Genomic DNA, 16228 nt, shown 5'->3' with positions numbered 1-16228 from the left:
TAGTTAACTCTATTATTGGGTCTTGAGATTATTCGTATTTCAAATATTTCAAGACATGGATTCGTGTTGCCTGATAGGCCCTTGAAATCACCACTGTCAGCGTAAGCAGCATCAACAAAAAGAAGCCTATTACAAAAGGGAGTAATGAAATATCAATCCTGTAGGCAAAATTCTCCAGCCAGCCGTTTAACAAATAATAGACTGGAAAAAGCGCAATCAAAAAGCCAATGATGCAGAAAACTACATATTGCCTAGATAGCGTGGACAATAATGTTTTTGTATCAGCTCCTAATGTTTTTCTGATGGCAATTTCTTTCATCCGGCTTTGAATCGAATACGAAGCCAGTGCAAACAATCCGAAAAGAGCAATCAGGATAACTACCAGATTTAATAGCGAAAACAAATTTCGCTGGCTGATATAGCCTTCATAAGTGCGTGCAAAATTTTTATCTACAAAATCATAAGAGAACGGGTATTTGGTATCCACTTTTGCCGTCCAAAATCGTTCTATTGCTGCTATGGTTTCTTCCATATTTTCTGGGGCAATCTTTATATACATCCTGCTTAAAAAATTACTTTCCGAAATGGTTTTCATGTGATAGATCAGTATCGGAGGAATCTTTCGCTGCGGTCCATAAGTATTGAAATCTTCGACAATACCGACAATCTTCAGGATTCGTATACCTGGATTATCGCCTTCATCTTCAAAACGAAATTCTTTTCCGATAGGGTCTTTTTCGCCCATCATTTCGGCAGTAGCCCTATTGATAAGCACTGAACTGATCGTGTCTGAAGCATAGGCAGGTGAAAGATTTCTCCCTTCTGCTATTTTGATTTGCATCATATCCAGCATTCCAAATTGCATCGACATGTTTTCTATTTCGACATCTTTGCCTTTGTAATCAAAAACAGTCGTAAAATAGCCTCCACTTCCAAAAGAAAAATTACCAGATGAGACCTCTTTTACTCCTTTTATTTTCAATAATTCGTTATGAATCATTTCGTAAGTATCTTCCTTTCTTATTTCATTGAGATTGATATCCAAAACTTGACTGCCATTAAAACCTAAATCCTTATCCATCATGAAATTTACCTGCTGATGGACGATATAGGAACCAACGATAAAAAAAGAGGCAATCGCAAATTGGAAAATCAGCATGCCATTCCTGAGCCAGGTTCCTTTTTTGCTTCGACTAAAATTTCCTTTCAGCACTTTCAGCACATCAAAATTGGCGATATAGAGCGCTGGAAAAATGCCTGCAAAAACAACCGTAATTACAAAAACCAAAAACAACTGAAGGTAAAACTGGCCGCTGTGCATCGCCATGTTTTTTGACAAAAATTCGTTGTAATACGGCAATAAAAGTTCTACAATCACCAAGGCAAAAAGTATTGAGAATACTGTGATAATTACAGTTTCAAATAAAAACTGCCTCACGATTTGTGCTTTTGTTGCGCCAATAATCTTGCGAACACCGACTTCTTTTGCACGTCTGATTGCATTTGCGGTCGCCAGATTCACATAATTTACGATGGAAAGCACCAAGATCAAGATTGATAATCCTAGCATAATCAGCAGAAATTGATAATTGCCGTTTCCTTCTGGATAACCATTGCTGACTTTGGAATGCAGTCGAGCCGTTTTTAGCTGCTCTAGATACGGAATATCCACTCCATAATTTTTAAGGAAAGCCTCTACCGAAATCCCTTTTGCTTTAGCGTTGCCCTTGGCCTGCTTGTCAATATAAATTTGATAAATCTGTTTTTCGACTGCTTCTTTGGCCGATGGGTCTTTTAATTTTACGACTAAAAAACTCGTATGGCTTCCCCAATTGTCGGCATTCCTTTTAATTTCTTCTTCGTATTCTTCTCGTAAGACAGCTGTCGGTTCTACTGAGGATTTCCCTGTAATTCGATACACGCCTCCGACAACGCAATTTTTTTCGCCTACTTTTATCAGTTCGCCCATCGGGTCTTCATTGCCGAATATTCGTTGGGCCGTTTCTTCAGAAATCGCAACATTGTTTTTTTCTTTCAGGGCTGTTTTTATGTTTCCTTTTACAAATTGGAAAGGAAAAAAAGAGAAAAAATTGCCTTCTGATCTTAAGATTTTCTTTACTAATTCCGTCTTGCCTTTGTATTCGATAAGCGCTCCATTATAACCTGGATTAAAATGGCAGTATTCTTCTACTTCAGGCGAAATCTGTTTCAAACGTGCACCTAGAGGCATCACATTGTACGCTAAAAATCCTGATCGTGGCTGATTATTTACCACTTGAAAGACATTTTCTTTTTCAGGATTCCAGCTATTATAAGACTGTTCATCATTCCAATACAGAATGGAGAATATCAAACCAGCAATGGCTATGCTCAATCCCAAAATGTTCAGGATCGTGAAGAATTTATTCTTCTTGATTTGGTACAAAAATATTTTTAGCCAGTTTGTCAGCATAAGATTGTTATTTGAGATTCATAGATTAAATCCAGCATTAGGTATCAAGATGGTTCTTGATACCTCTGCTTTCAATTCTTATTGACAAACTATGCTAAAACATTCACGTTTCTGCTGTTCAATTTCTCCGAAAGTATGATTCCGTCTTTCATAAAGATGGTCTTTTGAGAAAAGGAAGCATCATAATCGGAGTGGGTCACCATTAAAATAGTGGCACCGTTGGCATGAAGGTCGGTTAAAAGTTCCATTACTTCATTTCCGTTTTTACTGTCCAAGTTCCCTGTAGGCTCATCGGCAAGAATAATTTTTGGATCGTTGATCAAAGCTCTTGCGACCGCAACCCTTTGCTGTTGTCCGCCTGAAAGCTGTTGCGGAAAATGCCTCAATCGGTGAGAAATCGCCAATCGTTCTGCCATAGCCTCAACTTTTTTCTTTCTTTCGGAAGCACCTACATTGTTATAAATCAGAGGCAATTCGATATTGTCATAGACCGAAAGCTCATCGATTAGATTAAAGTTTTGAAAAACAAAACCGATGTTCTGTTTCCTTATTTTTGATTTTTCGCTTTCTTTTAGGCCTTTGATTTCTTGCCCCAGCAACTTATAGCTTCCTGAAGAAACATCATCTAAAAGTCCGACGATATTCAACAAGGTTGATTTCCCGCAGCCGGATGCTCCCATAATGGTTACAAACTCGCCTTGTTTTACTTCTAGTGAAATTTCGTTCAGCGCTTTAGTTTCTACTTCTTCTGTTCTGAAAACTTTTGAAAGATTTTGAATTTTGATCATGATTTGATTTTTTTAATGATTATTCGTTTTTTGATTGATGATTGACGATGATTATTTTTCGATCCATTGGCAGAAATAAGAGCCGCCGGTCTGTTTTCCTATAAATTTGATTCTGTATTCTTGGTCCTTTTGAAACGAAACTTCTGTCTCGTTTTTGACGTCTTCTGAAAATGTCTTTTGAAAAAGTACTTTGTCTTGACTGTCGGCAACAACCATTTCTAACTCGCCTTTGCCTACTTTGATTTCGTATTTCAATACAACAATAACATCTTTAGAAGTATTGATCTTGACATAGGTCTCTCCGTCGTATTCGGTATATTTTGCTTTTGTAAAAGACCTCCCGTTTTCGTTTCTCCACTTTTTGTCCTTGACAGGCTGTGTGAAATGTGTTCCGTGAGCTTCAATGTGTACATTCTTAACGTCCGATTGGGCAAAAAGACTAAATGAACTCAATATCAGGAATGCTATTAGTAATAAAAATTTTTGCATGATTATTTAAAATTTAAAATTTCTATGTCTTTATAATCTTTATAAGTAGACGTCACTACTTTGTCGCCTTGTTTCAGGCCACCCAAAACTTCATAATACAAAGGGTTTTCTCTTCCTAATTTGATTTCTTTTCGCACAGCCTTGTCGCCGTCTACTACAAAAATCCATTTTCCTGATGTGTCTTCATAAAAACTTCCTTTTGACAGTACCATGCTTTTTGACTTTTCAGAAAGCATCAATCGTACTCCAAAGCTCAAGCCTTGCCTTAAATCTAGTTTTTCTGTGCTCAAGAAATTAAGCTCCACTTGAAATCTTCCGCTTTTTACTTCTGGAATCACTTTCGAAACAACCACTTGAATAGTTTCTCCCTTGTATTCAATCTCTGCTTTTTGGCCTACTGAAACCTTTTCAAGATAGAATTCATCGACATCTGCTAGTAATTTATAGCCTTTCATGACGTCAATTTTTCCGATACTTTCTCCAGCCTGATAATTTTTACCTAAGACAGGCTCAAAAGAGGAAAGCCTTCCCGACAGTGGTGCCGTAACCAAAAAATTCTTCTTGTTAGTTCTTAAAATCTCCAAGCTTTTCTGCATGATTGCCTGCGATTGGTTGATTTGAGAAATCTGTATTTTATTGGCCTGCTTTTCTTTTTGTATGCTTTGCTGGATTATGTTTTTTCGTTCTTTTTGGAATCTGAAATTTTCCTGCGTCTTCTCCCATTCGTTTTTTGAAAGGATCTGTTCCTTGAATAACTTCTCGTTTAGTTCATACAGGCTCTTAGCGTCTAGATAATCATGCTCAATAGCAACTAAGTCTTTTGCTAGATTCAGTTCCTGATTTCTTAAATCCAGCTTTACTTTATTAAGATTGTTGATTTGTTCGATCATCGATGTTTCCTGAGTCATATAACCTAGTTCTGTGTTCGGATTATACAATCTTGCTAGCGGCTGTCCTTTTTCGACGAAATCTCCATTGCCGACAAAAATTTCTTGGATTGATCCGCCTTCAATAACATTCAAGAGCATCGAATTTAAAGGTTCCACTTTCGCTTGGAAAACAATGAAATCTTCAAAATAATCATTTTCCACAGTTTTGATTGTAACTTCTGCCTTTTTTACATCCAATCCTCTTTTTTTAGTGACTGATGAAAATACAACATAAGCCGCCAATAAAAAAAGAGGCAAACCAATTAACAGGTATTTATTTTTTCTATTTTTACGAGGAACGATAGTGTCCATATTAAATTATTTGTGATACTATATAGCAATTTTGTGCCACGATTTTAAAAACTACAAGACCCTATATTTCAGCACTTTTTATTTTTAGATAAAACCATAAGTGTCCGAAAATGAACAGTATTTGTCCAAAAGCGAACAGTCTATGAAAAAAACGCAAGCTACTATTTTAGTGATTGATGACCAGGAAGACATTTTATTTGCTTCTAAAATGGTCTTGAAGAAACATTTTGAGACGATTCATACCTTAAACAATCCAAAAAACATACTCGATACGTTGTCAGGAAACCAGATTGATGTAGTTCTTTTGGACATGAATTACAGAATTGGATTTGAAGACGGACGCGAAGGAATTTATCTTCTGAAAGAAATAAAAACATTTTCGCCCCAAACTTCTGTAATCTTGATGACAGCTTTCGGAAAAGTAGAAACCGCCGTTGAAGGGCTAAAAGCCGGCGCACTCGATTATATCTTAAAACCTTGGGACAATGAAAAGCTGCTGTCCATCGTAAAAACAGCTGTAGAAGAAAGCAGGAAGGAAAAGAAGAAAGCCTCGAAAGCGCCAAAAAAAGAATCTTTTTTTATCGGGAATTCTTCCAGCATACAGAAGGCCTATTCCTTAGCAGAAAAAGTAGCCAAAACCGACGCGAACGTATTGATCTTAGGTGAAAACGGGACTGGAAAATATGTACTCGCAAATTACATCCACCAAAATTCTAACCGAAATGCCCAGCCTTTTGTTCATGTCGATTTGGGTTCGCTCAACGACAATATTTTTGAAAGCGAGCTTTTTGGCTATGCCAAAGGTGCTTTTACGGATGCCAAAAACGATACGCCTGGAAGGTTCGAGTTAGCGCAAAACGGAACCATTTTTTTGGATGAGATTGGAAATGTTCCTTTGCACCTGCAGGCAAAATTATTGCAGGTCATACAAAACAAATCAGTAACAAGATTAGGAGAAGCAAAGCCAAGGCAATTAGATGTCCGGATCATTACGGCAACCAACATCGACCTAAAACAAGAAGTCAATCACAAGAATTTCAGGGAAGATTTGTATTACAGGATCAACACTATGGAAATCCTACTGCCGCCTTTACGAGAACAACGACAAGATATTATACCGATGGCCGAGTTTTTATTGGATCGGATCATCGAAAAATACGATCGTGAAGAAATCGTCTTTGATAATAATGCTCTGTCGCAGATGGAAAAACATTCTTGGAACGGAAACATACGCGAGATGGAAAACAGGATTGAGCGTGCAGTGATTCTATGTGAAAACAATACCATTACAGTTTCTGACCTTGACTTGGACACAATCTCAAAAGCAGAAAATAATGATGACCTGCACCTTTCGGATATTGAAAAATCTACCATTGAAAAAGTATTGCAGAAAAACAATTTCAACATCAGCAAATCTGCTGAAGAATTAGGACTTTCAAGAGCTTCTTTATACCGAAGGATGGAGAAATATAAAATTGACAATTAAGATGATCTCAAATAGAAATACGGCATTGCTATTGCGATTCTGCCTTATCTTGGCAGGAACCGCCTTTGGATTTTTCTTGCTTCAAAAAGGCTTGATTTATACTTCCTTTTTTCTGTTTTTCATCATGTTTCTTTTAATACTGGAATTATTTTCAGCCATACGAAGCATGTTTTTGTTTTATGACAAGACAATTCATGCTATACTCAATAACGACTTCGCTGCCGACTTTTCAAAATATGCTTCGTATGACAATTACAAGGTGCTTTTCAGGCTGTACGACAATCTGAAAGCAAAACAGAACGAGCAGGTTTCAAAAGATTTGGTGTATCGTTCTATTCTCAACAACATCGAAACTGGCGTCCTGATTCTGCAGAAAGAAGAAAATACTTGGAACATTTTTCTAATGAATGACTATTTCTCAAAACATTTTCAGGTTCCGAAAGTTTCAAAATGGCATTACCTAAAAAACCAATTGCCTTCGCTGTGCACGATTATTGAAGAACGTAATTTCGAGGAAATCAAGACTTCCTTGCAGATTAGCGTAGACAAACAGGCTGCTCAGACCTTTATACTGCAAGCTTCCAAAACAAAAACTTACGATACGGAATATTATATCATCCTGCTTGACTCGATCCAAAAAGTAATCGAGAAAAAAGAAAAAGAAGCCTGGATCAACCTGATGAAAGTCATCTCGCATGAACTGATGAATTCCATCACGCCAATCCGCTCGCTGACGCAAAACCTCAATGAAGTGATGCGCCAAGAAACATTATCAAAAGAAGATTTGGAAGATATTAGGCAGAGCGTCACCACCATACTTCACAGAAGCGATCACCTTCAAAATTTTGTGGAAAGCTACCGCAAGCTGGCCATGCTCCCGACTCCAAATAAAGAATACATTGAACTCAATTTGTTAGTTGAAAGTACATTGCAGGTGATGGAACCTCTTTTCAAAAAAGAGAAAATTACCGTAAAAAATATAATCGAATCAAACAGACGTATCACTGCAGATAAGTTTCAGATGGAACAGGTTCTGATCAACCTGCTTACAAATAGCCTCTATGCTCTTGAAGAAAGAACAGAAAAAAATATCGAGATTGCTTCTGAGGAACGAAACAATCGAATCTTCATCACCATATCCGATTCTGGGAGCGGCATTGATCCTGCCATTGAAGAAAAAATCTTTCTTCCTTTTTTTACCACTCGAAAAGAAGGCGCTGGAATCGGGCTCACGCTGTCAAAAAATATTATTGAGGCTCATGGCGGTTATTTGAGTTTTAGCTCCGAAAACGGCAAAACTAGTTTCACTATCTGTTTATTATAAACCCTGTTATTTTATAAAAAATAATTACAATTATATAACAAAAATAATATTGTCTTATTTTTTAGTATAAATTTGTGTTAATTAACCTAATAATTTATACTTATGAAAAAATTATTCGCAGAGTTTTTTGGAACATTTTGGTTGGTATTTGGCGGTTGCGGCAGCGCATTATTTGCGGCCGGAATTCCAAATTTGGGAATTGGTTTTGCTGGAGTGGCTTTAGCTTTTGGACTTACCGTACTCACAATGGCTTATGCTGTTGGTCATATCTCTGGAGGACATTTTAATCCAGCTGTCTCTTTTGGACTTTGGGCTGGCGGAAGATTTTCTGGAAAAGAGCTAGTGCCTTATATTCTTTCACAAGTAGTCGGAGGAATTGCAGCGGCCGGAGTTTTATATTTGATTGCTTCTGGAAAAGAAGGTTTTGCGATTGACCCTACAAAGGCAGGTGCTTTTGCCGCCAATGGTTTTGGAACCTTATCGCCTGAAGGTTATTCTTTAGAAGCAGCCTTTATTGCAGAATTCCTTTTGACATTTTTCTTCTTGATTATCATACTTGGAGCTACAGACAGATTTGCTAACGGTAAATTTGCGGGAGTCGCTATTGGATTAGGATTGACCTTGATTCACTTAATCAGTATTCCTATTACGAATACTTCTGTGAATCCAGCGAGATCTACTTCGCAAGCTTTATTTGCTGGCGGAGAGTATATCCCTCAGCTTTGGCTGTTTTGGGCCGCTCCTATTTTAGGTGCTTTGTTGGCCGGATTTGCCTATAAATTTCTTTTGCAGAAAAACGATGAATAAGACATAAAAAAGGCGGGAAATTATCCCGCCTTTTTTATTATCTCAATTCAATTCCTGGATCCCAAAAATGTTTTTCAAAATCCACGACCTGATTATTTTCAACTTCGATACCTTCATTTTCCAAAAGCTGCTGCATTAGGTTTGTTCCTTCAAAATGGTGCTTTCCAGATAAAAGTCCGTTGCGATTTACGACTCTATGCGCCGGAATATCATCTCTTCCATGAGAAGCATTCATCGCCCAGCCTACCATTCTAGCCGAACCTCTAGATGCCAAATAGTTGGCAATAGCTCCATAGGAAGTTACTCGTCCATAAGGAATCTGGCTTGCGACTTCATAAACTCTTTGAAAAAAATTATCTTCTTCCATCTTCAAAAGCTTAATTCCTCAGAATCTTGATTAAATTTATAATGGCAACCAAACCTGTGACAGAACCTAAGAAATAATTCATGTTTTCCATCATCCAGTTGGTCTTGTGCTCAATTTTCTTGAAGAAAATAATATATAAATAGAAAATAGAAAACGATCCGATCACGACTCCTGTGACAAACATCCAGATTAAGATTGGCGTGAATTCCAGATGACCATTATTCGCCAAGGTAATGCTCACAAAAACATAGTAGGGAATCGGAAAAAAATTTAATGCCGAAAGCAACATTCCTAAGAAAAACCTTCCGACTTTGGTCCTGATCTTGCTGACTTCTTCTTTAAGTTTTGGCTTCTTGGCAATAAAGAAAAAATAAACAGTCAGCAACGTAAATAATCCTAGTCCGATTTCTTGTAGCAAATGGATAATATCAGGCCTGCTGTTTATAAATTTTGCAAAAGCAACAGCAATATACGTCTGGAAGAAAACAATGACAGTGGCACCCAGTGCGAAATAAACAGCACGTGAACGTCCATCGCGGACACTGATTTTAGCAGCCGTCATGTTTATCAAACCGGGAAGAGCAATTCCAACAGCCGATAGAAAAATTCCCCACAACAGCGCCATCGCAATTGCCATATTACTTTATTTTAAATCTAATATAGGTAATTGCCTTGTTAATTTCCAAATATTGTTTCTCATAAAATGTCTGGATGCTTGTTACTTCTTCCGGACTTCCTTCGTTTTTATACACATTATGATTCGCATACAAAACCTCGTGCCCTTCGCCATGAAGCAATCCGAGCGTATAGCCGTGCATGAATTCGCTATCGGTTTTTAAATTCATTACGCCATCTAGCTTCAATATTTTTTTATACAATTGCAAAAATTCAGAATTGGTCATCCTGTGCTTTGTTCTTTTGTATTTGATCTGCGGATCCGGAAAAGTAATCCAGATTTCGTCTACTTCATTTTCTGCAAAAATATGGTCAATCAATTCGATCTGTGTTCTGACAAATGCTACGTTATGCAGCCCATCTTCTACAGCAGTCTTGGCGCCGCGCCAAAAACGAGCTCCTTTTATATCAATCCCGATAAAATTTTTATTCGGATATTTTTCTGCCAGTCCAACGGAATATTCTCCTTTCCCACAGCCTAATTCCAAAACTAAAGGATTGTCATTCTTAAAAAAAGAAGCATTCCATTTCCCTTTTAATGGAAATTCTCCGCTTACCACTTCTTCTCTAGTTGGCTGAAAAACATTGCCAAATGTGGCATTTTCCTTAAAACGTTTTAATTTATTTTTACTTCCCACGGCTTAATTTAAAATTTTGGTAAAATTAAGGAAATATATAAGAACTGAATTACTTTTATCTTGCTTAAGATTTAATTAGAGATTTGGAGCTAAAATTCGGGCTTTATGAACCATTGTATCCTGCTCTCCTGCCTATTTTTTTCGGGCATGTAGCGCGGCAAAACCAAACAGTATTGATTATTTTTAAACTTTTAAAAGCAGGACCGAAACGCTATGTCTTCAAAAAAAATATTAGTTGCTCCGCTAAACTGGGGCCTAGGCCATGCCACAAGATGCATTCCCATCATAGAAGCTCTTGAAAATAACGGCTATACACCCATTATAGCATCCGATGGAGTCGCGCTGCAGATGCTCCAAAAAGAATTTCCGCACTTGCAGAGCCTCGAGCTTCCGTCTTACCATATAGAATATGCCAAAAATGGGGCTTTCTTCAAATGGAAAATGATCAAGAACTCTCCAAAAATGATCGAAGCCATACTTCAGGAGAAAAAAACAATCCGACAATGGATTGATGAGTATGATATTTCTGGAATTATTTCGGACAACCGACTTGGCGTCTATTCTAAAAAAATACCTTCTGTTTTTATTACCCACCAATTGAACGTGCTGACTGGAAATACGACTTGGATTTCTAGCAAAGTACATCAGCGTATCATCAAAAAATTCAGCCAGTGCTGGATTCCAGACGTAGAAACAAAGCCAAATCTTTCGGGTAAGCTCGGCCATCTTGAAAATCCGGAAAGCAACATAAAATACATCGGACCATTAAGCCGCTTGCACAAAAGACCTGTCGATAAAAAGTATGATTTGATGGTAATTCTTTCGGGACCAGAACCGCAGCGCGGCATGCTGGAAACGCAATTGACTACCGAAATGGATCTGTTTAAAGGGAAGGTAATTTTTATCAAAGGAAAGATTGAGCCGGAACAAAAAGTCGAGCAGGTCGGCAATGTGACTTATTACAACTTCATGAATACCGAACAGCTGGAAAATACGTTTAACGAAAGCGAAATGGTACTCTGCCGCTCTGGCTATACTACAATAATGGATTTGGCACAGCTGGGCAAGAAGGCTTTCTTTATACCGACTCCAGGCCAATACGAACAAGAATATTTGGCCAAAAAACTAAAGAAAGAAGGATTGGTTCCTTTTGCGAAGCAGGAAGATTTTAAGATTGACAATCTTTTAGAAATCGACTTGTTTAAAGGATTAAAAAACTTTGGAACGGCAATAACTTGGAATAAGTTATTTTGTCTTTTCGAGGGTAAATGAGAATTCTGAGCCTTTTCCTACCGTGCTTTCCACATAGATTTTTTCGTCATGAGCTTCAATAATATGCTTCACGATTGAAAGCCCGAGTCCAGAACCGCCTTCGCTTCGGGCACCGCTTTTGTCCACGCGATAGAAACGTTCAAAAAGTCTTGGGATATGGTGCTTTTCGATTCCTTCGCCATTGTCCATAATTCGGACGATGACTTTATTGTTGACTAGATCTTCCACGCTGACTTCTGTCGTTCCGTCTTCTTTCCCATATTTTATGGAGTTAACGACAAGATTCGTGACAACTTGCTGAATTTTTTCCTTATCGCCATATACAAAAATCGGCTTCAGGTATTTCAAGTCGAACATGAGCATGATATTCTTTTCAGAAGCTTTCATTTCAAGCAAGTCAAAAACATTCTGAATGACTTCTAAAATATCAAACCTGGTGTTGACTAGATTCAATTCTCCCGCTTCTAATTTTGTAATCATGTCCAAATCTTGGACAATATAAATCAGTCTTTCGACTCCTTTTTCAGCTCGCTGCAGGTATTTTTTGCGAATGGTCTTGTCTTTCATGGCACCATCCAGCAATGTTGAAAGATAACCTTGTACGGTAAAAAGCGGCGTTTTTAATTCGTGGGAAACATTTCCGATGAATTCTCGTCGGTATTCCTCACGGACTTTCAGGGTTTCAATTTCTAATTTTTTGTCGGTCGCAAATTTTTTAACTTGCTTCGTCAGCGTCGCCATATCAGTAGTAATGGGCTGTGATCTAAAATTGGTGGATTCAAGGAGCGAAACATCGTCATAGATTTTTTTCACTCTCCTATAAATAAATCTTTCGACACGGTATTGCAGTACGAAGAAAGAAAAAATGACGATGCATATCGCAAAAACAAGACAGAATTTCCAAGAAAAAGTAAAAAATAGGCTGGTAAGGATTCCCGCCAGTCCGGTCGAGAAAAAAGTGATATATAACGATGATTTTACCGCGAACCGGTATGTTTTCTTGAAACTTACGGACATTAATTATACTTCTAATTTATAGCCAACTCCTTTGATTGTCTTGAACAATTCTTCTCCGATTTTTTCTCTTAATTTTCTAATGTGAACATCGATTGTTCTTCCGCCAACAATGACTTCGTTGCCCCAAACCTTGTCTAAAATTTCTTCTCTCTTGAAGACTTTTCCTGGTTTTGATGCCAACAAATAGAAAAGTTCGAATTCTTTTCTCGGCAATATGATTTCTTTTCCGTCTTGGATAATCTTGTATTCTTCTCTGTTGATTTCGATACCGCCAACATTCAAGGTTTCTGAGTTTTGCTCTTCTTCTTTTAGTCTTCGTAACAACGATTTTACTTTGCTCACCAACAATTTCGGCTTGATTGGTTTTGAAATATAATCGTCTGCTCCGGCATCCAATCCTGCCACTTGAGAATAATCTTCGCTTCTTGCCGTCAGGAACGTAATGATTACGTTACTCAATTCAGGCAATTTCCTGATATTCTCGCAAGCTTCCATTCCATCCATCTCGGGCATCATAACATCCATGATAATCAGGTGCGGCAATTCCTTTTTTGCTTTCAATATTGCCTCTTTTCCATTGCTTGCCGTTACAATCTGATAGCCTTCTTGCGAAAGATTATAGCCTACAATTTCTAGGATATCTTGCTCATCGTCAACCAATAAAATCTTAATGTCTTTCTTTTTCATGTTTGGGAAAAATTATGCGTTTAGCGGTTGTAAATGTAAATATAAAACAAAAGGATTATATGTGTTAACGGTAATTTAATATCGTAACAATTTAGTAAAGTTCTTGAAACTTAATAGTAACAAGTCAGTAACATCATCTTTACAAAACGAGCGTTCCTTTGCGCCAAATTTAAACATCACACAAATGAAAATTAAACTATTATTCATCACTTTATTGCTTAGCACTCTTGGTTTTGCACAAAGCAAAGGTACGATTTCAGGAGTAATTACTGATAAAGATTTGAATAACGAAACGTTGCCTTTCGCAACAGTCACGGTTAAAGGAACTACTACTTCAGCCCAGACAAACATCGACGGAAAGTATACCTTAACTGTAAAACCGGGAAATTATGTTTTGGTTTTTGCTTTTTTAGGGTATGATTCGCAAGAAGAAAGCGTAAGCATCAAAGAAGGAGAAACAAAAACAATAAACAAAGCGCTAAGTTCTGGAAGCGTAACGCTTGAAGACGTTGTGATTGAGTCGGTACAAAGTCGCGAAAAAGAAGCGGCCTTGCTTTTAGAGCAGCAAAAAGCAGTAACCATCACTCAAAGCATCGGGGCTCAGGAATTAGCCCGTAAAGGTGTAAGTGACGCTGCTGCTGCAGTAACCAAAGTTACCGGAATTTCTAAACAAGAAGGAAGCAGCGGTATTTTTGTACGTGGATTGGGTGACAGATATAACAGTACGACTTTAAACGGACTTCCATTACCTTCAAACGAGCCGACAAACAAAAACGTGGCATTAGACTTATTCTCTACAGATGTAATCCAATCGGTAGGAGTTAGCAAAACCTATTATACAGATTCTTATGGAGATGTTGGAGGTGCGAACATCAACATCGTTTCAAAGGAACACAACGGAAAAGGAAAATTAAATATTGAAATTGGAAGCGGCTTAAACAACAATGCATTCAATTCTAATTTTAAAGTGGCAGACGGAATTGAAAAAACTGGTTTTTATAATGTAAGAAAACCGAACAACATCAATGCATACCAATTCCAAAACAAATGGGTTCCGAATTCAGAAAATCATCCTGCTGACATAAACTTTGGAATTTCTGGAGGAACAAGTTTTGATATTGGAGAAGAGAGCAAATTGAGCATTTTTGCAACCGCTTCTTTTGAAAATGGTTATGGCCTTAAAAAAGGATCTCAAAAAAACATAGGAAATACCAATGATAACGTAATTGAAGATTTCTATAACGTGAACAAGTTTGAATATGGCACAAAGACAACCGGAATGGTAAATCTTGCCTACAAGATAAATTCAAACCACAACTTAAAATTAAACAGTGTTTTTGTCAACTCATCTAAAAGTGACGTGAATGAATATGACTTTTTTAATGAAAATGGCACAAACAGTTTCACAAGACAGACTATCACCGAACAAAATAAATTATTTGTAAACCAGCTTTTAGGAAGAGATGTTCTTACTGAAAGGCTAGAGCTAAACTGGGGCGGATCTTATGGAATGGTAAATTCTGACATGCCAGACAGGATTACAAGTACTTTGCTTGAAGGAGCTAACGGATTTACATTCAACACGAATTCACAATCAACAAATAACCGATATTTCCAATCGCTTGAAGAAAATGAAATTGCGGCAAAAGCTGTTTTTTCATACAAACTTTTCAAAGGCGAAGGCGAAGACTACAAAGGAAAACTTTCTTTTGGGTATAACGGAAAAATGAAAACCAGAGATTTTGAAGCAACACAGTTCAACTTCAGAATCAACGGAAGCGTTCCTACAACAGCGAATACAATTGATGATTTCTTGAATGCAGACAATCAGTCTAACTCAACAAACATCAACAATACTTTCAAAATTTTGACTTCAAGAAATGCAGGAAGCCTTAAGCCTTTTACGTATTCAGCAGACTTAGACGTTCATTCTGGATTGGTTAATTTTGAATATTCTCCATCAGAAAAACTGACGTATACTATTGGCGTTAGAGCTGAAAAAGTATTGCAAGAAATGGAATGGGATACTAATATCTCATTGCCAAACGTAAATTTCAATGATGCGAAAATCGACGAATTGTATATTCTTCCTGTAGCTACTTTGAAATACAGCTTAAACGACAAACAAAATCTTCGTGCTGCGGTAAGCAAAACATACACATTGCCACAATTTATCGAAAAAGCACCTTTCAGATTTGAAGTAGTTGGAGAAAGCACCGTAGGTAATGCCTTCTTGAATCCGTCAGACAATTACAATTTTGATATCAAATGGGAAATGTTCCCTAGCAAAGATGAATTGTTTTCTATTACCGGTTTTGGAAAATACATAATCGATCCTATCAGTAAAGCGAGATTGAATTCTGCTTTGAATGACAATACTTTCGTGAATGCTGGTGACAATGCTTTTGTCGTTGGAGCTGAATTTGAAGTCAGAAAAAACATCTGGAATGTTGAAGACAAACAAAACCTGTCAGCTGGTTTCAATTTCACGTATATGTATTCTGAGCAAAAACTAGATTCAGATAAAGTTGCTGCTGAAACCAATAATACAATCAGTGTTAGCTTTAACGATACAAAAGACGGACTGCAAGGCGCATCTCCTCTTTTGGTAAATGCAGATATTACTTATAGAATTGAAGGCGGCACATTCAAACCGACAATCTCATTGGTTGGAAACTATTTCCATGACAGGATTTACTCTCTAGGAAATATCCAAACGGGAGGAAACGTAATGGAGAAAGGCATCCCGACTCTTAATTTAATTTCAAGTGCTGCTATTGGCGATCGTTTGAACATTAGCTTCAATGTCAAAAACCTTTTAGACAGTAAAATTGAAAGATACCAAGAAAATGCCGAAGGAGATGTTACTACATATTCTTATAAAACAGGCCTTGATTTCAGCTTGGGAATCAAATACAATTTATTCTAAAAAAGAATCTTCATCATAAAAAAAGGCAGTCCTTCTACGGGCTGCCTTTTTTAGTT

Annotated in this window: 14 protein-coding genes; 5 read left to right on the top strand and 9 right to left on the bottom strand. The window is 37.4% G+C overall.

Annotation, left to right across the window (positions count from 1 at the left end):
• Window positions 1-28: 28 nt before the first annotated feature.
• The 4 genes from CLV94_RS08655 to CLV94_RS08640 all read right to left on the bottom strand — a co-directional run bounded on the left by CLV94_RS08655 (window position 29) and on the right by CLV94_RS08640 (window position 4970).
• Window positions 29-2452: an ABC transporter permease gene (locus CLV94_RS08655; protein WP_121375998.1), complete on the bottom strand. Its 2424-nt coding sequence runs from the start codon at window positions 2450-2452 to the stop codon at window positions 29-31.
• Window positions 2453-2541: 89 nt separating this feature from the next.
• The gene (locus tag CLV94_RS08650) at window positions 2542-3240 is read right to left on the bottom strand and encodes an ABC transporter ATP-binding protein (RefSeq protein WP_121375997.1); all 699 of its coding nucleotides are present in this window, start codon (window positions 3238-3240) and stop codon (window positions 2542-2544) included.
• A 51-nt stretch (window positions 3241-3291) separates the two neighbouring features.
• A complete protein-coding gene (locus CLV94_RS08645) occupies window positions 3292-3729 on the bottom strand; it encodes a hypothetical protein (protein ID WP_121375996.1) in 438 nt (145 codons plus the stop codon).
• A 2-nt stretch (window positions 3730-3731) separates the two neighbouring features.
• Window positions 3732-4970: an efflux RND transporter periplasmic adaptor subunit gene (locus tag CLV94_RS08640; protein WP_121375995.1), complete on the bottom strand. Its 1239-nt coding sequence runs from the start codon at window positions 4968-4970 to the stop codon at window positions 3732-3734.
• Between the two features lie 142 nt (window positions 4971-5112).
• Between CLV94_RS08640 and CLV94_RS08635 the strand changes: the two genes are divergently transcribed.
• From CLV94_RS08635 to aqpZ, 3 genes are all read left to right on the top strand, one after another.
• Window positions 5113-6456 (top strand): sigma-54-dependent transcriptional regulator, encoded by a 1344-nt coding sequence (locus CLV94_RS08635; protein ID WP_121376270.1) that lies wholly within the window; start codon window positions 5113-5115, stop codon window positions 6454-6456.
• A gap of 1 nt (window position 6457) precedes the next feature.
• A complete protein-coding gene (locus tag CLV94_RS08630) occupies window positions 6458-7780 on the top strand; it encodes a sensor histidine kinase (RefSeq protein ID WP_121376269.1) in 1323 nt (440 codons plus the stop codon).
• Window positions 7781-7882: 102 nt separating this feature from the next.
• Complete coding sequence (gene aqpZ / locus CLV94_RS08625; protein ID WP_121375994.1) at window positions 7883-8587, top strand: aquaporin Z; 705 nt, start codon at window positions 7883-7885, stop codon at window positions 8585-8587.
• A gap of 37 nt (window positions 8588-8624) precedes the next feature.
• On the opposite strand, the gene CLV94_RS08620 is transcribed toward aqpZ, so the two are convergent.
• Genes CLV94_RS08620 through trmB form a run of 3 tightly spaced genes read right to left on the bottom strand, consistent with a single transcriptional unit; the run spans window position 8625 to window position 10267 of the window.
• Entirely contained in the window at window positions 8625-8954 is a 330-nt protein-coding gene (locus tag CLV94_RS08620) for an MGMT family protein (protein ID WP_121375993.1), read from the bottom strand.
• Between the two features lie 10 nt (window positions 8955-8964).
• Window positions 8965-9591 (bottom strand): LysE family transporter, encoded by a 627-nt coding sequence (locus CLV94_RS08615; protein WP_121375992.1) that lies wholly within the window; start codon window positions 9589-9591, stop codon window positions 8965-8967.
• A 1-nt stretch (window position 9592) separates the two neighbouring features.
• Window positions 9593-10267 carry a tRNA (guanosine(46)-N7)-methyltransferase TrmB gene (trmB, locus tag CLV94_RS08610; protein ID WP_121375991.1) on the bottom strand — a complete coding sequence of 225 codons (675 nt, stop codon included), beginning with the start codon at window positions 10265-10267 and terminating at the stop codon, window positions 9593-9595.
• Window positions 10268-10480: 213 nt separating this feature from the next.
• Between trmB and CLV94_RS08605 the strand changes: the two genes are divergently transcribed.
• On the top strand, window positions 10481-11539 hold the full coding sequence (locus CLV94_RS08605; RefSeq protein WP_121375990.1) for a glycosyltransferase: 1059 nt from the start codon (window positions 10481-10483) through the stop codon (window positions 11537-11539).
• Here the strand turns inward: CLV94_RS08605 and CLV94_RS08600 are convergent.
• Both CLV94_RS08600 and CLV94_RS08595 read right to left on the bottom strand, forming a co-directional pair.
• On the bottom strand, window positions 11513-12556 hold the full coding sequence (locus CLV94_RS08600) for a sensor histidine kinase (protein ID WP_121375989.1): 1044 nt from the start codon (window positions 12554-12556) through the stop codon (window positions 11513-11515). The genes CLV94_RS08605 and CLV94_RS08600 overlap by 27 nt on opposite strands.
• Window positions 12557-12559: 3 nt before the next feature.
• Window positions 12560-13243 carry a response regulator transcription factor gene (locus tag CLV94_RS08595; RefSeq protein ID WP_121375988.1) on the bottom strand — a complete coding sequence of 228 codons (684 nt, stop codon included), beginning with the start codon at window positions 13241-13243 and terminating at the stop codon, window positions 12560-12562.
• Window positions 13244-13427: 184 nt separating this feature from the next.
• Here CLV94_RS08595 and CLV94_RS08590 point away from each other — a divergent pair, with 184 nt between their 5' ends.
• Entirely contained in the window at window positions 13428-16172 is a 2745-nt protein-coding gene (locus tag CLV94_RS08590; protein ID WP_121375987.1) for a TonB-dependent receptor, read from the top strand.
• The last annotated feature ends 56 nt before the right edge of the window (window positions 16173-16228 follow it).

The organism is Flavobacterium endophyticum (assembly GCF_003634455.1).
Lineage (GTDB): Bacteria > Bacteroidota > Bacteroidia > Flavobacteriales > Flavobacteriaceae > Flavobacterium > Flavobacterium endophyticum.
Note: the sequence above shows the minus strand (reverse complement) of the source record. Positions and strands in the feature narration are given on the sequence as shown.

Excerpts from the sequence above, each read along its gene's own strand:
- CLV94_RS08590 (WP_121375987.1), top strand. The coding sequence starts at position 13,428 with ATGAAAATTAAACTATTATTCATCACTTTATTGCTTAGCACTCTTGGT.
- CLV94_RS08650 (WP_121375997.1), bottom strand. The coding sequence starts at position 3,240 with ATGATCAAAATTCAAAATCTTTCAAAAGTTTTCAGAACAGAAGAAGTA.
- aqpZ (WP_121375994.1), top strand. The coding sequence starts at position 7,883 with ATGAAAAAATTATTCGCAGAGTTTTTTGGAACATTTTGGTTGGTATTT.
- CLV94_RS08645 (WP_121375996.1), bottom strand. The coding sequence starts at position 3,729 with ATGCAAAAATTTTTATTACTAATAGCATTCCTGATATTGAGTTCATTT.
- CLV94_RS08640 (WP_121375995.1), bottom strand. The coding sequence starts at position 4,970 with ATGGACACTATCGTTCCTCGTAAAAATAGAAAAAATAAATACCTGTTA.
- CLV94_RS08620 (WP_121375993.1), bottom strand. The coding sequence starts at position 8,954 with ATGGAAGAAGATAATTTTTTTCAAAGAGTTTATGAAGTCGCAAGCCAG.
- CLV94_RS08615 (WP_121375992.1), bottom strand. The coding sequence starts at position 9,591 with ATGGCAATTGCGATGGCGCTGTTGTGGGGAATTTTTCTATCGGCTGTT.
- CLV94_RS08600 (WP_121375989.1), bottom strand. The coding sequence starts at position 12,556 with ATGTCCGTAAGTTTCAAGAAAACATACCGGTTCGCGGTAAAATCATCG.
- CLV94_RS08595 (WP_121375988.1), bottom strand. The coding sequence starts at position 13,243 with ATGAAAAAGAAAGACATTAAGATTTTATTGGTTGACGATGAGCAAGAT.
- CLV94_RS08655 (WP_121375998.1), bottom strand. The coding sequence starts at position 2,452 with ATGCTGACAAACTGGCTAAAAATATTTTTGTACCAAATCAAGAAGAAT.
- CLV94_RS08630 (WP_121376269.1), top strand. The coding sequence starts at position 6,458 with ATGATCTCAAATAGAAATACGGCATTGCTATTGCGATTCTGCCTTATC.
- CLV94_RS08605 (WP_121375990.1), top strand. The coding sequence starts at position 10,481 with ATGTCTTCAAAAAAAATATTAGTTGCTCCGCTAAACTGGGGCCTAGGC.
- CLV94_RS08635 (WP_121376270.1), top strand. The coding sequence starts at position 5,113 with ATGAAAAAAACGCAAGCTACTATTTTAGTGATTGATGACCAGGAAGAC.